At 63.0% G+C, this 15533-nt stretch carries 19 protein-coding genes; 6 read left to right on the forward strand and 13 right to left on the reverse strand.

Features of this window, described 5'->3' with window-relative positions; genetic code table 11:
- Positions 1-38: 38 nt before the first annotated feature.
- From AC0L3D_RS06790 to AC0L3D_RS06800, 3 genes are read right to left on the reverse strand one after another with little or no spacing between them, the layout of a single operon-like run.
- Positions 39-866, reverse strand: a complete 828-nt coding sequence (locus tag AC0L3D_RS06790) for an ABC transporter permease (protein ID WP_128173112.1) — start codon at positions 864-866, stop codon at positions 39-41.
- The gene (locus AC0L3D_RS06795) at positions 863-1804 is read right to left on the reverse strand and encodes an ABC transporter permease (RefSeq protein WP_023797824.1); all 942 of its coding nucleotides are present in this window, start codon (positions 1802-1804) and stop codon (positions 863-865) included. Before AC0L3D_RS06795 ends, AC0L3D_RS06790 begins: the two co-directional genes overlap by 4 nt.
- A complete protein-coding gene (locus AC0L3D_RS06800) occupies positions 1786-2985 on the reverse strand; it encodes a C45 family autoproteolytic acyltransferase/hydolase (RefSeq protein WP_023797825.1) in 1200 nt (399 codons plus the stop codon). The genes AC0L3D_RS06795 and AC0L3D_RS06800 overlap by 19 nt, the downstream gene beginning before the upstream one ends.
- A 140-nt stretch (positions 2986-3125) precedes the next feature.
- Here AC0L3D_RS06800 and AC0L3D_RS06805 point away from each other — a divergent pair, with 140 nt between their 5' ends.
- The gene (locus AC0L3D_RS06805) at positions 3126-4058 is read left to right on the forward strand and encodes a GntR family transcriptional regulator (protein ID WP_023797826.1); all 933 of its coding nucleotides are present in this window, start codon (positions 3126-3128) and stop codon (positions 4056-4058) included.
- Positions 4059-4239: 181 nt separating this feature from the next.
- Here AC0L3D_RS06805 and AC0L3D_RS06810 read toward each other — a convergent pair whose 3' ends face one another.
- Complete coding sequence (locus AC0L3D_RS06810) at positions 4240-4419, reverse strand: hypothetical protein (RefSeq protein WP_084833640.1); 180 nt, start codon at positions 4417-4419, stop codon at positions 4240-4242.
- Between the two features lie 297 nt (positions 4420-4716).
- Here AC0L3D_RS06810 and AC0L3D_RS06815 point away from each other — a divergent pair, with 297 nt between their 5' ends.
- Positions 4717-5151: a hypothetical protein gene (locus tag AC0L3D_RS06815; RefSeq protein ID WP_084646611.1), complete on the forward strand. Its 435-nt coding sequence runs from the start codon at positions 4717-4719 to the stop codon at positions 5149-5151.
- Positions 5152-5349: 198 nt separating this feature from the next.
- Here AC0L3D_RS06815 and AC0L3D_RS06820 read toward each other — a convergent pair whose 3' ends face one another.
- Both AC0L3D_RS06820 and AC0L3D_RS06825 read right to left on the reverse strand, forming a co-directional pair.
- Positions 5350-5514 carry a hypothetical protein gene (locus AC0L3D_RS06820; RefSeq protein WP_023797828.1) on the reverse strand — a complete coding sequence of 55 codons (165 nt, stop codon included), beginning with the start codon at positions 5512-5514 and terminating at the stop codon, positions 5350-5352.
- Positions 5515-5556: 42 nt separating this feature from the next.
- Positions 5557-5841, reverse strand: coding sequence for an acylphosphatase (locus AC0L3D_RS06825; RefSeq protein WP_023797829.1), 285 nt, complete (start codon positions 5839-5841; stop codon positions 5557-5559).
- A gap of 164 nt (positions 5842-6005) precedes the next feature.
- Between AC0L3D_RS06825 and AC0L3D_RS06830 the strand changes: the two genes are divergently transcribed.
- Together AC0L3D_RS06830 and AC0L3D_RS06835 are read left to right on the forward strand one after the other, a co-directional pair.
- Entirely contained in the window at positions 6006-6818 is an 813-nt protein-coding gene (locus tag AC0L3D_RS06830) for a nucleotidyltransferase family protein (protein WP_023797830.1), read from the forward strand.
- Positions 6811-7563 carry a metallophosphoesterase family protein gene (locus AC0L3D_RS06835; protein ID WP_023797831.1) on the forward strand — a complete coding sequence of 251 codons (753 nt, stop codon included), beginning with the start codon at positions 6811-6813 and terminating at the stop codon, positions 7561-7563. Before AC0L3D_RS06830 ends, AC0L3D_RS06835 begins: the two co-directional genes overlap by 8 nt.
- 16 nt (positions 7564-7579) lie before the next feature.
- Here AC0L3D_RS06835 and AC0L3D_RS06840 read toward each other — a convergent pair whose 3' ends face one another.
- Both AC0L3D_RS06840 and AC0L3D_RS06845 read right to left on the reverse strand, forming a co-directional pair.
- Positions 7580-8770, reverse strand: coding sequence for an NADH-quinone oxidoreductase subunit D (locus tag AC0L3D_RS06840; protein ID WP_473643610.1), 1191 nt, complete (start codon positions 8768-8770; stop codon positions 7580-7582).
- Positions 8771-8871: 101 nt separating this feature from the next.
- Positions 8872-9309 carry a hypothetical protein gene (locus tag AC0L3D_RS06845; protein WP_023797833.1) on the reverse strand — a complete coding sequence of 146 codons (438 nt, stop codon included), beginning with the start codon at positions 9307-9309 and terminating at the stop codon, positions 8872-8874.
- 221 nt (positions 9310-9530) lie between these two features.
- On the opposite strand from AC0L3D_RS06845, the gene AC0L3D_RS06850 reads away from it, so the two are divergent.
- Entirely contained in the window at positions 9531-9968 is a 438-nt protein-coding gene (locus tag AC0L3D_RS06850) for a CBS domain-containing protein (RefSeq protein ID WP_023797834.1), read from the forward strand.
- Positions 9969-10150: 182 nt separating this feature from the next.
- Here the strand turns inward: AC0L3D_RS06850 and AC0L3D_RS06855 are convergent, their stop codons facing one another.
- The 4 genes from AC0L3D_RS06855 to AC0L3D_RS06870 all read right to left on the reverse strand — a co-directional run bounded on the left by AC0L3D_RS06855 (position 10151) and on the right by AC0L3D_RS06870 (position 12211).
- Positions 10151-10510: a YybH family protein gene (locus AC0L3D_RS06855; protein WP_128173110.1), complete on the reverse strand. Its 360-nt coding sequence runs from the start codon at positions 10508-10510 to the stop codon at positions 10151-10153.
- A 112-nt stretch (positions 10511-10622) separates the two neighbouring features.
- Entirely contained in the window at positions 10623-10847 is a 225-nt protein-coding gene (locus AC0L3D_RS06860; protein ID WP_023797836.1) for a hypothetical protein, read from the reverse strand.
- A gap of 72 nt (positions 10848-10919) precedes the next feature.
- Positions 10920-12083, reverse strand: a complete 1164-nt coding sequence (locus tag AC0L3D_RS06865) for an NAD(P)/FAD-dependent oxidoreductase (protein WP_473614688.1) — start codon at positions 12081-12083, stop codon at positions 10920-10922.
- 2 nt (positions 12084-12085) lie between these two features.
- Positions 12086-12211, reverse strand: coding sequence for a hypothetical protein (locus tag AC0L3D_RS06870; protein WP_287249441.1), 126 nt, complete (start codon positions 12209-12211; stop codon positions 12086-12088).
- Between the two features lie 144 nt (positions 12212-12355).
- Here AC0L3D_RS06870 and AC0L3D_RS06875 point away from each other — a divergent pair, with 144 nt between their 5' ends.
- On the forward strand, positions 12356-13723 hold the full coding sequence (locus AC0L3D_RS06875) for an aspartate aminotransferase family protein (protein WP_473643612.1): 1368 nt from the start codon (positions 12356-12358) through the stop codon (positions 13721-13723).
- A gap of 623 nt (positions 13724-14346) precedes the next feature.
- Here the strand turns inward: AC0L3D_RS06875 and AC0L3D_RS06880 are convergent.
- Complete coding sequence (locus tag AC0L3D_RS06880) at positions 14347-15441, reverse strand: alcohol dehydrogenase family protein (protein WP_473537009.1); 1095 nt, start codon at positions 15439-15441, stop codon at positions 14347-14349.
- Positions 15442-15533: the final 92 nt, after the last annotated feature.

Here is a 15533-nt window from a genome sequence, read left to right on the forward strand (position 1 = left end):
GTTGTTGTCCGCGGTCGGCACGAGCATGTTTCCAGGACCTACATTTTCGGGTCGAGCCAGTCGCGCACCGCGTCGCCCAGCATGTTGATGCCGAGCAGCGTGATCGAGATGCAGAGACCCGGCAGGATGATCAGATGCGGCGCCTGGCCGATATAGGGCCGAGCCGTCGACAGCATGTTGCCCCAGCTCGGCGCTGGAGGCGGGACGCCCAGTCCAAGAAAGCTCAGCGCGCTTTCCGACAGGATGATCCAGCCGAACATGGTGGTGGCGAGCACGATGATCGGGGCGACGCAGTTGGGCAGCACGTGCCGCGCCATGGTGATGATCTCGCTGTTGCCCATCACCCGCGAGGCCTCGACATATTCCCGCTCGCGAATGGACATCACCGAGGCCCGCACCACGCGCACCACGATCGGCATGTAGGCAAGGCCGAGCGCAACGATGATACCCTCGCGGCTGGCGCCGATCACCGCCATCAGGCCGAGCGCCAGAAGCAGGCCGGGGAAGGCGAGGAAGGCGTCGTTGACCATCATGACGACGCGATCGACCCAGCCGCGCAGGAAACCGGCGAGAACGCCGAACACGATGCCGAGGATCAAGGCGAAGGCGACTGTCGCAAAAGCGATCCAGGCGCTGGTCCGCGCGCCGCTGGCGAGGCGGCTGAGCACGTCGCGCCCGAACTCGTCGGCACCGAGCAGGTGCTGGGGCGACGGCCCGCTGAGGCGCGACGGCAGATCAAGCTTGAGCGGATCGTAGGGGGCGATCCATGGACCGAACACAGCCAGAAGGATCAATGCCCCGGTGACGGCGATCCCGAAGATCGCATTGAATTTCAGGCCGGGCCGGCCGAGCGCACGGGCGATCATGCGGCGACCCTCGGATCGAGCAGCGGATAGACGAGGTCGACGAGAAGGTTGACCACGACATAGATGAAGGCGATGAACAGCATCGTTCCCTGAATCACCGGATAGTCGCGGGCATAGATGGCGTCGACCAGCAGCCGGCCGAGGCCGGGAATGGTGAAGACGGTCTCGATGACGACGATGCTGGAAAGCAGGCTGCCGAGCACCAAGCCGATCAGGGTCAAGGTGGGCGCGAAGGCGTTCTTGAAAGCATGGCGCCACATCACAGCGCTTTCGGAAAGTCCCTTTGCCCGCGCATGGGTGATGTATTCCAGCCGCGCCACCTCGATCGTGCTGGCCCTGGCCATGCGCGCGATCGGGCCGGACTCGACGAGCACCAGGGTGACCACGGGCAGGATCACATAGAGAGCGGCTTGCGCGAAGTCGCGGCTGAAGGGCACGTAGCCGACGATCGGCAGCCAGCCGAGATAGAGGCCGAAGATCAGCATCAGCATCAACCCCAGCCAGAAACTGGGGATCGAGAGCAGGATGGTCGAGGTGGCGACGACGGTGATGTCGCCAAGACTGTCCTGTCTCCAGGCGGCCAGCATGCCGGCCGGCACGGCGATGACGGAGGCGACAAGCACGGCCAGGAGGACGATGATCGAGGAGACGGCAAAACGGTCGAGGATCAGCGGCAGCACCTCTTGCCCGCTGCCGATCGAGCGCCCGAAATCGCCTGTAAGGACGTTGCCGGCCCAGATCAGATATTGCACCACCACGGGCTGGTCGAGCCCCATCTGATGCCGCATGGCTTCGACCTGTCCGGGCTGTGCGAGGTCTCCCAGCATCAGCGTCGCAGGATCACCCGGGATGAAGCGCATCATCACGAAGACCGCAACCGACACCAGGATCAGGGTCGGTATGGCGCTGGCGATGCGGGTCAGGACAAAGCGGACCATCGTTTCTCCTGTGCTGATATCGAAGGTCGCCCCCGTGCCAGCATCGCCTTCTCGGCGCGCTCGCGGACCTCGTCGTCGAGGGTAAGTTCGTAGCGGGTGAATTCGCGGTTCTCGGCCGGCAACGGTGCGATCTCCATGACGCCGGCGGCTGGTTCGAAGACGATCATCGCCACCGTCGCCGAGAGATTGCCGCCTTTCTTCCTGATCCGCGGACGACAGACGCTGAACGGCGAAGCGAAATCGTCGAAGAGGGCTTCCTTCAAATCGTCGATCGTGACGTCCCCATGCCGCGCCGACAGGCGACGGCGCACGCGCTGGTCGCGATAGAGACTGTCCGGCACGTCGCGAAGCCCGGTTTCGCGCAGCTTCGACAACGCCACCGGGCTCTGCCAGTGATTGGCGTGGACGATCATGTCGTCGTCCGGATAGATGGCGAAGGCCTCGTCCGGCGCGCATTCGAAATCGACCGCGAAGCCCTCGGCGGTGCTCAGGATCATGTTGTTGGAGCCGGATTTCGGTGTCGTCGCCACCACCTTGATGGCGTCCGCGAAATGCTGCGCTTCAAGCGCCCGGCGCCGGATGAAGGGCAGCGGAATTCCGATCTCGCGATAGTCGCGGTCCGATTCGAGATAGTTCGCGGTGATGCCGATGCCGGCCGCGTTGAAGCCGCTGCGCGCCAGTCCGCCGGCTTCGGTGAAGGTGAGGAGGTCCGGCCCGTCCGTTCGCCGGATGCGCAGCACCACCGAGGTCTCGGCGCATTCGGCCTTCCAGTCCCAGTTCTGGCCATGGATGAGCCTGCCGTTGCGGGTCGCCTCCGGCAAGATCACAGCGCCCGTGCAGCCGTCGGGCTCGTCGTCGGAAATGCCTTTCTCGCGCCGGGCGAGCTGCAGGATTTCGGTACGCGCGTTGACCAGGACGATCGACGACAGGTCGAGATTGGCGCCTGACGCGATCCCTTCCATTTCCTCGACGAGATCGGGCGCCCGTTGCCGCAAGCGAGGCAGGAAGATTTCGGAAAACCGCGCGACATCGTCCCGCCCGAAGCCGAACCGGTCGAGCTGCCCTGCGTAGAGCGCCACCGAAGCGCCGATGCGACCGCGCGCCTGTTCGCCATAGGCCATGCCGCGCGCTTTCGGCGCTCCTTCGATCTCGACAAGCGGAAAAGGTGCGACTGTTGTCATCAAGGGAAGCCTCAACTCGTTGAGTTCGGATACTAATGCATTTTGATTGAATGAAAAGCAGGAAAATTCGATAGATTGCCAGTTCGAACTGCGTGGCGCATATCTATAATGCGAAGATGCGAACGCCTGAGGAAGTGCCTATGAATGAAACGATCATCGACCGGCCGGCACGCGGCGAGACGGCCAGTCCGCTGCAGATCGATCTGGCGCGGCGGATCCTGGAGCGGATCAGGGATTCGGGCTGGACGGTTGGAACCCGCGTCTCGGTGCCCGACCTTGCCCGCACCTTCGGCGTCTCGCGTTCTCCGATCAGCGCGGCGTTGGAGCTGCTGGTCGCCCAGGGCATCTTGAGCCCGTTCGAGACGAGGGGGCTGCAATTGGCGCGCGAGGTCGCCGACCTCGACCCTGAGGATATCCTGCCCAGTTCACCGCTCGAGGAGCTTTACCGCAGGATGATGCGTGAGCGCGCGCTCGGCCAGCTGCCGCAAGAGGTGTCCGAGGCGGAACTGATGCCGCGCTATCAGGTGTCGCGCGGCGTCGTGCGCAAGCTTTTGCTCCGCTTTGCCGCCGAAGGGCTGGTGCAGCGCCTGCCGGGGCATGGCTGGCGTTTCGCCGACACACTGGTCGGCGAGGACGCCTACCGGGAAAGCTATGAATTCCGGACGGCCGTCGAATGCGCGGCGCTGCGGTCACCCATGTTCAATGCGGATCCTCAGCAACTGGCGCCGGTCCGCCGCGCTCACCAGCGCATCCTGGCGATCGTGTCGACGGGCAAGACGCTGATCGGCGGCGACGAATGGTTCCGGATCAACGCATCCTTTCACGAAGGGCTTGCGGCCTGTTCCGGCAACCGGTTCCTGGCGGATGCGGTGCGCCAGCAGAACAATCTGCGCCGGTTGCAGGAGTCGGCGGGTTTCGAGGAACTGCCGGCGGAACGCATCGAGCAGTCCTGCCGGGAACATCTGGCCATCCTCGATGCCGTCGAGGCGGGCGAGATCGAATGGGCCGAGGCGCTGCTGCGCCAGCATCTAAGGCAGGCATCCGAGTTCGCTTCGCCGCAGCGCTCGATCTGATGCCTGCTATGTCCGCGACGATGAGCATTTCCGTCGTCATTTTCCGCGCCTGATCACCACTGACAGGACCGAGACGACGGCGACGCAGCCCGCATGCTGGCCGCTCAGTGAGCCAACGCGCCGACGCCATCTCGGATCCATGCGGGGATCTGGGCGATCTGGAACGAGCGTCTCCGCTCCGTCAACTCCCGGGAACTTTGGGACTGATTTTCAGCGGCGCATCATTCTCATCCGGATTGGGGACAGGAGCTTCGTCGGGAAGTCTGTCCGGGTCCGGCTCACGCACCGGCTTCGGTTCAGGAAACGGCGGCGGTGTGGGCGCGGGAGTGGGCGTTGGTTCGGGAGTGGGAAGAATGGCCATGGTGTGATTTCCTTCCGCTCGCACTCTGCCTTGGCGGGTCACCGACGTCGGCTGGGATTTTTGAAGCCACCCGTTTCGATCGGTTTTCGCTCGGGCTGACGCACGCAGAACGACCACGCATGCCTATGGTTCCGACGCGAGCCTCCGATGATCCCGCAGGCATCGGCATTCGTGGCCGGACGGGGCCGTCAGAAAAGTGATCGATTGGTCCGCGCATGAGGGCCTTGCCGGCGTCGTGGAGCGCCATAATTTCCATTTCAGGGTGGGACGAACTCACCTGCTGAATAGGAGGCGGCCGTGAAGCACCAAACACTTGACCAACTGCATACCGTTGCCGACGTTCACGCTGAAGCAACAGACCTCGTAGCGACTCGAAGCCAGCGTCTCGAACGTTGGGCGAAACTGCTGGAGAAAAACCCCGATCGACGTCTCGAAGCGTTGACCGGCACCGAATACAAGTCCCCTGAGATACGCGAGAAAATGCGTTACAACGACTCGCCTCTCACGGTTGCCTTCGAGGACCCGATCTTTCGCGCGCAAGGCTTGAGAGATGACACCTACGGTGAAGCCAAGCGCTTCTTCGAACTGACCGACTGGCAGCTGCACGAAATCGTCTGCCATTGCCATGTCGGCGCCTCGATACGAGCGCGATGGGCTGCCTCTCGCGTCCGTTCGGCAATGTCCGAAAGGTTTGGTTTCTTCGCCTGGCTGCGAGGAATATTCATGCACTGACGCTTCGGGCACTGACGCTACGGGCATTGACGCTGCCGGCATTTATGTTGGGGGCCGGCATGTTCGGGTGATGGGGCGGCGAAGTGATTTCCACGCCTCGCATCAGCGGTCGTTGATGAGCGGATAGGCCGTTTCGACGGCGATCCGCCATCGGCGAAGCTCGAACCATAGGCTCGATACCACAGGGATGCGCGGATTTCAGTCGGCGGGCGCCGTGTAGCGACGATGGACTGCTTCCGCAATGGCGGCGCGGCTTTCCATGAGGATCGAGCTATCGTCATCCTCGATGACAGCCGCTGCCTCCGCAAGCGCCTTTTCCTTGACCTGTTGCGGAACCGCTGGCTGTCGATTGCTCCCGCGCAAGGCAACGTCGCGGAGGCTTGGCCTTCAAGCCGGTACACACTCCTAGCCGATGATCCTGAATCCGTTCGGCTCCTGGCCGGCATCGACGTCCTGGGATGTCACGCTGGAGACCGACGCTCCGGTCGGCCCTTTCCACAACCGGTCCAACATGGTCGAAACCGCGCCTTCGGCTCCGACGATCAGTGCCGTTACGGATCCATCCTCCTCATTGCGAACCCACCCGGACAGACCGAGCCTCTCGGCCTCGGTCCGTGTCCACACGCGAAACGAGACGCCTTGCACCCTTCCCCTCAGTCTGACGCGTACCGCCTTGCGCCCGTCCTCCATGGTCGCCTCCGTGCAGTTGGTTTGTTCACACCTTCAACTCACCAGCGGCGAGAAAGGCTCCGCCATCACATTTTACGCTTTATGACGGCAACGGAACCATGCGGCGGCGGCTTTGTTTAAAAGACGGACAGCTGCAGGTTGCTGGGCCTCGGAGCCACGATTTCATGACCAACGATTCTCCAACGGGAGGCGCCATCCCGGCATCCGTTCCGACGATCGATCCGAAAGCGGCGCCGACGCTTCAACACGCCGAGGCCGAGGTCTTTTATACAGAGGCGATCCGCGAACTCGCCGCAACGGACATCCCCTTTCTTGTCGCCGGCACCTACGCGGTGAGCGCCTATACGGGCGTCACGCGCCAGACCAAAGACCTCGACATTTTCTGCAAGGCCGGCGACTACGCGCGCATTCTGGCGCATTTCAAGCAAGCCGGCTATGCGGTCGAGATCGTGGACGACCGGTGGCTTGGAAAGGTCTTCAAGAGCACGCATTTTTTTGACGTCATATTCGCATCGGCGAACGGCACCATGCCGGTCGGCGATCAGTGGCTGGAGCATGCGCGGCAAATCGAGCTGCTGGGCAGTCAGGTGCGGATCGTCGGTCCGACCGAGCTTATCTGGTCCAAATGCTTCATCCAGGACAGAAGCCGCCACGACGGCGCCGACATCGCTCATACCATCCTCAAGGCGCAGGATCAGATCGATTGGCGCCGGCTGCTTTCCTACCTCGAAGTCCACTGGGAGGTGCTGCTGATGCAGCTTCTCAATTTCCGCTGGATTTATCCGAGCGAGCGCGATCACGTTCCCGCCTGGCTGCTCGACGAATTGCTTGACCGGCTCGCCAAGCAGCGGGAGTTGCCTACGCCCCGAATGAAAATCTGCCGCGGGCGCCTGCTTTCGCCGACCGACTACGAGATCGACGTCAAGGAGTGGGGTTTTGCCGGCGTCGGCGGAACAGGAGAATTTCGTGATGGCTGAGAGGAACGAGGCTGCTACGGCAAGGGTTGGGAACGGCGGCACCGTGAGGATTGCGGCTATCGGCGACCTGCATGTGCGGGAAGACGCCCAGGCCTCCTGCCGTGATCTCTTCGGCGAAGTTTCGCGCGAAGCGGACGTCCTCGTGCTCACTGGCGACCTCACCAATCTCGGCAAGCCGCGTGAGGCCGAAATCCTTGCGGAGGATTTGCGCGCCTGCGCAATCCCGGTCGTCGCCGTGCTCGGCAACCATGACTATGAATCCGGCGCGGTCGAGGACGTCGCCCACATCCTTCGGCAGGCGGGCGTCCATCTTCTTGACGGCCAGACCACGGAAATCAAGGACGTCGGCTTTGTCGGCGTGAAGGGGTTCATTGGCGGTTTTGGATCACGCATGCTCGGCTCCTTCGGCGAGCCGGCGATCAAGGCGATGGTCGCCGAAAGCGTCAGCGAATCGATGCGGCTCGAAAACGCAATGCGGCAGGTTCGCACCAATCGTACGCTTGTCGTCCTGCACTACGCTCCGGTGGTCGAGACGGTCGCTGGCGAGCCATTGGAGATTTTTCCGTTCCTGGGCTCGTCGCGGCTGGCGGAGACGATCGATCGGTTCAAGGTCAGCGCCGTGGTGCATGGCCACGCGCATCGCGGCATCTATGAAGGTCGCACGCCCGGCGGTGCCCCGGTCTACAACGTCGCCATGCACGTGGCGAAGCCGACCGGCCGTCCCTACGCCCTGCTCGAAATCTGAAACACCCCGCGCCTCGTCAGCGATCAATCTCGCCGAACACGATATCGAGCGAGCCGATGATCGCGGCGACATCGGCGAGCATGTGCCCGCGCGACAGAAAATCCATCGCCTGCAGATGGGCAAAGGACGGCGCGCGGATCTTGCACCGATAGGGAGTATTGCCGCCGTTCGAAACCAGATAGACGCCGAACTCGCCCTTCGGCGCCTCCACCGCGGCGTAGACTTCTCCGGCGGGCACGCGAATACCCTCCGTGTAGAGTTTGAAATGGTGGATGGTCGCTTCCATCGAGCGTTTCATCGTCGCCCGCGGCGGCGGCGTGATCTTTTGGTTCGGAATTGCCACCGGCCCTTGGCCTTCGGGCGATCGCAATTTCTCCAGGCATTGCCTCATGATCCGCACCGACTGGCGCATTTCCTCCATGCGGACGAGATAGCGGTCGTAACAGTCGCCGTTCTTGCCGATGGGAATGTCGAAATCCATCTCGGGGTAGCATTCATATGGCTGTGCCTTGCGCAAGTCCCACGCCGCGCCCGACCCGCGCACCATGGGGCCGGAGAAGCCCCAGGCCCAGGCGTCGTCGAGGCCGATCACGCCGACATCGACGTTGCGCTGCTTGAAGATACGGTTTTCGGTGAGCAACTCGTCGAGGTTGCCGCAAACCTTGAGGAACGGATCGCAGAAAGCCCAGATGTCGTCCAGGAGCTTCGGAGGCAGGTCCTGGTGCACGCCACCGACCCTGAAATAATTCGCATGCATGCGGGCGCCGGAGGCGCGCTCGTAAAACACCATCAGCTTCTCGCGCTCGGCAAAACCCCAGAGCGGGGGCGTCAGCGCGCCGATATCCATGGCCTGTGTCGTGACGTTGAGGAGATGCGACAAGAGCCGGCCGATTTCGCAAAACAGAACACGGATGAGCTGTCCTCGCTTCGGGACCGAGATTTCCAACAACTTCTCGGCGGCGATGCAGAACGCATGCTCCTGGTTCATCGGCGCGACATAGTCGAGCCGGTCGAAATAGGGCAGAGCCTGCAGATAGTTCTTGTACTCGATCAGTTTTTCGGTGCCGCGGTGGAGCAGGCCGATATGGGGATCGGCGCGATCGACGACCTCGCCGTCCAGTTCGAGCACCAGGCGCAGCACGCCGTGAGCAGAGGGATGCTGCGGTCCGAAGTTGATGGTGAAGTTGCGAACTGCGGCTTCGACCATGACGCTGCTCCGCTGTACCGGGTTTCAGGGCCGAAGCCCAGTGCTCCGGCCCGCCACGCCCGGACCACCGATCAGGTGCCCGCCAATCACGTGCCCGCCAATCACGTGGTTGTCTGGATGATCAGAGTCAGCATGCCGTCGCCGTCGATGTTGGCGGCAACAACCTGCGACGAATCCAGCCCGTTCGCCGCCAGCACCGATGCTGCCTGTGGCGAGGCATCGATCGAGCTCTGCAGAGTAAGCAGATCTTCAACGCTGGTCTGGGTGATCACGGCCTCGGCTTGCGTCTTGAGTTCCGGCGGCAAATCCTCGAGGGCGACAATGGCAATGCCAGTAAAATTCTGGTCGGTGAAACCTTGATCCGGCAGGGCTTGGTCAGGCAGGGCCTGGTCAGGCGTTTGGTTGGGCAAGCTTGGATCGGGCAGGGCTTCCGGAGCCGGGGGTGCGATTTGGGGAAGCTGCGGGTCGGTGGATTGCGCGTGGATCGGCTGCGCCAGGGCCAATCCCGAAAGGGCGGCAATTGTCGTCAATATGCGCATGATCGTTCCTTCCGTTTTCCGTTTTGCTCGAGGAGGATCACCTGGTGACCACACAACCATTGTCCCGGATTATGGTTCCCGTCCGTCACGGATATGGCCATGGCGGAGCCTATCCTGGCGCGAGCGGTCGAAAGATAGAACGATTCCGACAGGCGTTCATTCTCCCCTGATCACACCTTCATCACAGGATCGGCGGGGCGCTGCAGCTCAAGGAGAAAGCCATGAGAATCAGCGAGTGCATGACACGGAAAGTTCAGGTCGCCAGTCCGGACCAGTCCTTGCGGGATGCCGCACGAGCCATGGCCGATCTTGACGCCGGTGTTCTGCCCGTGGGTGAGAATGAGCGGCTGGTCGGCATGATCACGGACCGCGACATTGCCGTCCGTGGCATCGCGGAGGGTAGAGGTCCCGACACCAAGATCAGGGATGTGATGAGCGCGGAGGTACAGTGCTGCTTTGACGACCAGGAAGTCGGCGATGTCCTTCAGAATATGCGCGATCTCAAACTGCGGCGAATGCCGGTGATCAGCCGCGACCGGCGGTTGGTTGGCATTGTCTCGCTCGGCGACCTCGCCACGAACGGCGAGCCCGCCTGGGCCGGCGAAGCGCTGGGCGGCATTTCGCAGCCGGGCGGCGACCATTCTCAGACGGCGCACTGATGCATCATAAACAGATTTGAAGTTCCTGCTCGATCGACGGCATCGGCGTTCAGGAACTTCGAATCCACAACCGTACTGGAGTCACTCCTTTGCGCTACAGGGCCGCACGCCCGGACGCGCGAGCACTTGGTTTGCGCATGATTCCCAGCGAAAATCGATTTCCGGGATCATCCGGGCCGACGCTACGCTACGGAGAATCGATCGATGACCCACAGCCATGTCCCGTCGCCCTGGCGGCGGGCGACCTCGGCGGTTACGGTGCCATCGGGAAGATGGGTTGACGTCAGTGCCAAATCTCCGCTGACAACAGCCGGAGCCTGATTTCCGGCGGCATATTTTCGGCCCGTTGCGGTGATGTCGGCGAAGAGTGCCCGGATCGCTTCGCGGCCACGCGTCAGTCGCCCGTCACCGCTGTCGACGACGGCATGCGGCTCAAAAAGCGCGGCCATGCCGTCGATGTCTCCCACCCACTGCCGGGAGATCAGCAGACGCTCCAGATCCTGGGGATCACGCGCCGGCTCGCGGCTTGCTTCATCGGTCATGGCGAAACTCCTCCGACGCTCGGTAGCAAAGCGTTCGATCCTGCGCCAAGTTTCGTTGGAAGACGAGCCGCAAGCTCCGCCATGCTGATCGCAAGGTGGAGCAGCCTGGCGATCATCCTCCCCAGCCGAGATCGCGATCCGCAACGCGCCATTCGGCGGTGCGGGCGCGGCGCCGGTGGCTGCGGCTGTCGTTGAGGAAGTCGGCGATCCTTGCCGCCGACTTCGCCGAGGCGAAAGTCAGCAGCCGATCGTGATGGACGACGGGCTCGCCGGTCTCATTGTCCCAGATCTCGAACCGGCAGCTTGGGTTCGGTATGGCTTCGAAACGGATCTTCATATCGATGGTCCCGGTGATCGTCGGACCGAGGTTCCGCGATCCCGGCTTATGGATGGCTTACGGGCGTTTGGATTATGCCTTTGGCAGCGGGCGCGCTCGCGCGGGTCGCCCTCGGCTAGCCGCCTTCGGCGCGAGGCGCTGGGCGACATGGTCGGCGATCGCCAGGCTTGAGGTCAGGCCGGGGCTCTCGATGCCGAACAGATTGACCAGGCCCTCCACGCCATGCACCGCCGCGTCCTGGATGACGAAGTCGGCATTGGCTTCGCCGGGACCGGAGAGCTTCGGCCGGATGCCGCTATAGGCCGGCCGCAGGCTGCCATCGGCCAGGTCCGGCCAGTATTTGCGGATCTCGTCGTAGAAGCGCTCGCCACGTATTGGATCGACGCGATAGTCGAGTTGATCGGTCCATTCGACGTCAGGCCCGAAGCGGGCGACGCCGTCGAGGTCGAGCGTCAGATGGACGCCGAGCCCGCCGGGTTCGGGCACGGGATAGACCAGCCGCGAGAACGGCGCCCGGCCGGCGACCGAAAAGTAATTGCCCTTGGCGTAGCGAAGTTCTGGCACGAATTGCCGGTCGAGCCCGTCAAGCGAGCCGGCAAGTGCCGCGGCGCCAAGCCCGGCGGCGTTGATGAAGCGCTTGGTGGCGATTTCAAAGCGCTCGCCGCTGGTGCTGTCGACCGTGTCGAGCACGATGCGCTCGCCCTCGATGCGGCCCGAGACGATGCGGGTGTTGAGGCTGAGCGCCGCCCCGTGCTCCTCGGCGTCGCCCAGCAGTGCAAGCATCAGCGCATGGCTGTCGATGATGCCGGTGGCGGGTGACAGCAGCGCGGCCGTGCCGCGCAGCTTGGGTTCCAGCCTGCGCGCCTCTGCTGCGGTCAAGGACGTCAAATCGCCCGCGCCGCAAGCAGCGGCGTTGGCCAGGATCGAAGCGAGCACCGGCTCCTGTTCGGCATTTGTGGCGACGATGAGCTTGCCGCAGCGCGCATGCGGCACCGCCCGCTCCTCGCAATAACGGTAGAGCCTTTCGCGGCCTGCCACGCAGAGCCGGGCCTTCAGCGATCCGGCCGGATAGTAGATGCCGGCATGGATGACCTCGGAATTGCGCGAACTGGTCCCGGTGCCGATCGCGTTCTCGGCCTCGAGGATCAGGGTGTCCATGCCGCGCCGCGCCGTCTCTCGCGCGATCGCGAGGCCGATGACGCCGGCGCCGGCGACGATGCAGTCGACATGGTCCACGATCAGGCCACCTCAGCCTTGTTGTTGTGCCTGCTGGTGACCTGTTCGGGAATCAAGTCTTGGCCACGCGCACCGCCGGCTTGGCGCAGGTTCTCGCGTTCAGCAGCCTCGAAGCTGAAATTCTGCATGTCTTCCGTCCATCCGCCTGCCCTTCCAAAAGGGCTTGACACCCTTACAAGAAACGGATGCAGCAAACAGCATTAATCCAGAGGCCGATGCGCGCGCCGAACGGCGGCAGGACGCACGTCCCGGCATGCAGGACAGGAGCCATCATGGACGCTCGACCGAATTCTCCCGAAGCCCGCGACATCAGCTACCACATGCACGGCTATACCAATGCCCGCAAGCACGAGGAAGCAGGGCCACTGGTCATCGAGAAGGGCGACGGCATCTATGTCGAGGATCTCGCCGGCAACCGCTATATCGAGGCGATGGCCGGGCTTTGGAGCGTCGCGGTCGGCTTCTCCGAGAAGCGGCTGGTCGACGCTGCGGTGCGCCAGATGTCCAAGTTGCCTTACTATCACGACTTCGGCTCCAAATCGCATTCGCCGCTGATCGATCTCGCCGAGAAGCTGGTGCAGATGGCGCCGGTGCCGATGAGCAAGGCGTATTTCACCAATTCCGGCTCCGAGGCCAACGATACGGCCATGAAGATGATCTGGTACCGGTCGAATGCGCTCGGCCAGCCGGCGCGCAAGAAGATCATCAGCCGCATTCGCGGCTATCACGGCGTCACCATTGCCTCGGCGAGCCTGACCGGGCTGCCCAACAACCACAATTCCTTCGACCTGCCGATCGCCAATGTGCTGCACACCTCGACGCCGCACCACTGGCGCGAGGCGCTGCCAAATGAGAGCGAAGGAGAGTTTTCGAGCCGGCTTGCCGACGATCTGGAAAAGCTGATCCTGGCCGAAGGACCGGAAACCGTCGCTGCCTTCTTCGGCGAGCCGATCATGGGCGCCGGCGGCGTCATCGTGCCGCCGGCAGGCTACTGGGAGAAGATCCAGGCGGTGCTGTCGAAATACGACATCCTGCTCGTCGCCGACGAGGTGATCTGCGGCTTTGGCCGAACCGGCGAAATGTTCGGCTCGCAGACCTTCGGCATCAGGCCCGACATCATGGTGCTGTCGAAGCAGATCTCTTCGTCCTACCTGCCGATCTCGGCCTTGCTGATCAATGAGAAGGTTTTCGAGCCGATTGCCGACGAAAGCAATCGCATCGGCACCTTCGGCCACGGCTTCACCGGCGGCGGCCATCCCGTTGCGGCGGCGGTCGCGCTGGAGAACCTGAAGCTGATCGAGGAGCGTGATCTCGTCGGCAATGCGCGCACGGTCGGCGCGCATATGCAGAAGCGGCTGCGCAAGCTCGCTTCGCACCCGCTTGTCGGCGAGGTGCGCGGCGTCGGCCTGATCGCGGCGGTCGAACTGGTCGGCGACAAGGCGAACAAGACGCCGTGGGAGACGGCCGGCGCACTGGGCGGGCTCGTCAACGGTTTCATGCAGCAGAACGGCGTCATCTCGCGCAACATGGGCGATGCACTGGCCTTCTGCCCGCCGCTGATTATCACCGAGCCCCAGGTCGATGAGGTGATCGACGCGTTTGAAAGATCGCTTGAAGCCGCGGTCAAGCAGGTCCTGTAGTGGCGCCCGTCGCTCGAGATCATGCCGTTATAAGAGAACCGAATTTTTCTTATAACTGGAGCCGCTAACTGGAGCCGCCTGACATGAAGACGGTCGACCGCAAGCGGCGTTATAAGAAAATTGCGAAAAACTTATAACGCCGCAGGAGAGGTTCAGGAATCCTTGTTGCCGTCGTGCGGCCAAATCAGAATGGTTTTGCGCGCAGACCCTGGGACCCATTCCGTTACCTCGGAGCGCTGCTGCGGTGCAGAACGCTTTGATCGTGGAGGGACAGCGCCCCCCTCTGTCCTGCCGGGACATCTCCCCCACAAGGAGGGAGATTGGCCTTGATCACTGATTTCGCCAACCATCAACCTTGCAATAGGGACGCTGTCCGCGAAACTGCCAATCTGCCCCCAAGTGGGGGAGATGTCCGGCAGGACAGAGGGGGCGCGAAGGATCGCTACAGAGCGCTTTTATTCTGAGCCGCAGCATTATGGACGGAAACTAGCTGGAATGCGAAGGCTTATGCCAATCGCCAGCGTTGGAGATCGGCTGCAGTCTGGTCGGGCAGCGACCACCCACGGCCTTTTCAGGCTCAGTCAAACAACCAAATTCTCTATGCAGAGACTACGTGCTTCATCTTATCGGCGATCCGCAACGGCATCCGGAACGACCACCAGTTTGCCGACAAAATCCTTGGCAATGAAATCCGCCTGGGCACGGTGGAAATCGGACAGCTTGTAGACACCGCCGACCAGCGGCCGGATCTTCTTCTCCTCGATGTAGCGGACGATACGACGGAAATCGTGTCGCGTACCCTGGCTGGAGCCGTGCAGCTGCAATTGCTTGAGGTACATGGTGCGCAGATCGAGTTGCACGACCGGGCCGGCAATCGCGCCGGCGGTGGTGTAGCGACCCTCGGGCCGAAGGATGCGCAACAGGTCGTTGAAGATCGCACCGCCGACGAGGTCGGCAACCACGTCGATCGGCTGGCCGCCGGTTGCGTCGTTGACGGCGGCGGGCAGATCGGCGACGCCACGGGTGATCACCGCCTCGGCGCCGATGGCGAGCACCGCCTGTTCCTTGCCCTTGCCGACGACGGCATAGGGGATGGCGCCGCGCGCCCGCGCCAACTGCACGATACCGGAGCCGACGCCGCCCGAGGCGCCGGTGACCAGCACGCGCTCGCCGGCCTTCAATGCGACGCGTTCGAGCATCTGTTCGCCGGTAAGGTAAGCGCAGCAGAAGGTGGCGAGCTCGACGTCGGTCAGGTCGGTGGCGACGACATGGGCATTCTCGGCCGGCACGGTCTGGAACTCGGCATAGCCGCCGTCGCGGCCATGGCCCATATAGTCGATGTCGGCGAGTGAATCATCGTCGCGGTTGTAGATGGAGAAATCGACCATCACCCGCTCGCCGATGCGGGCCGAAGAAACACCCTCGCCGACGGCAACGATGTTGCCGACGGTGTCGGTGCCCTGGATTCGCGGGAAGGTCAGCGTATTGCCCTGACGCCGCCAGGTCGACACGGCGGCAGCATCTTCTTCCGTGCCGTAGGCGCCCTGGCGCACCCAGACATCGGTGTTGTTCATGCCGCACGCCGTGACCTTGACCAGAACCTCGCCGGGGGCGGGAGAGGGCACTTTCACATCGGTGCGATAGACAAGCTTTTCCGGCCCGCCGTGACCGGTCAGAAGCACGGCGGCCATGGTGGCGGGGAGCGCTTTGGAGGTCATTGATGTTGCTTCCAGATATTCCAGGTTGGCGCTGCCCCTCACCCTTACCCTCTCCCCGTGAACAACGGGGAGAGGGGGGTCGCCAGCGCTGG

This window comes from Mesorhizobium sp. WSM4837, from assembly GCF_055811435.1.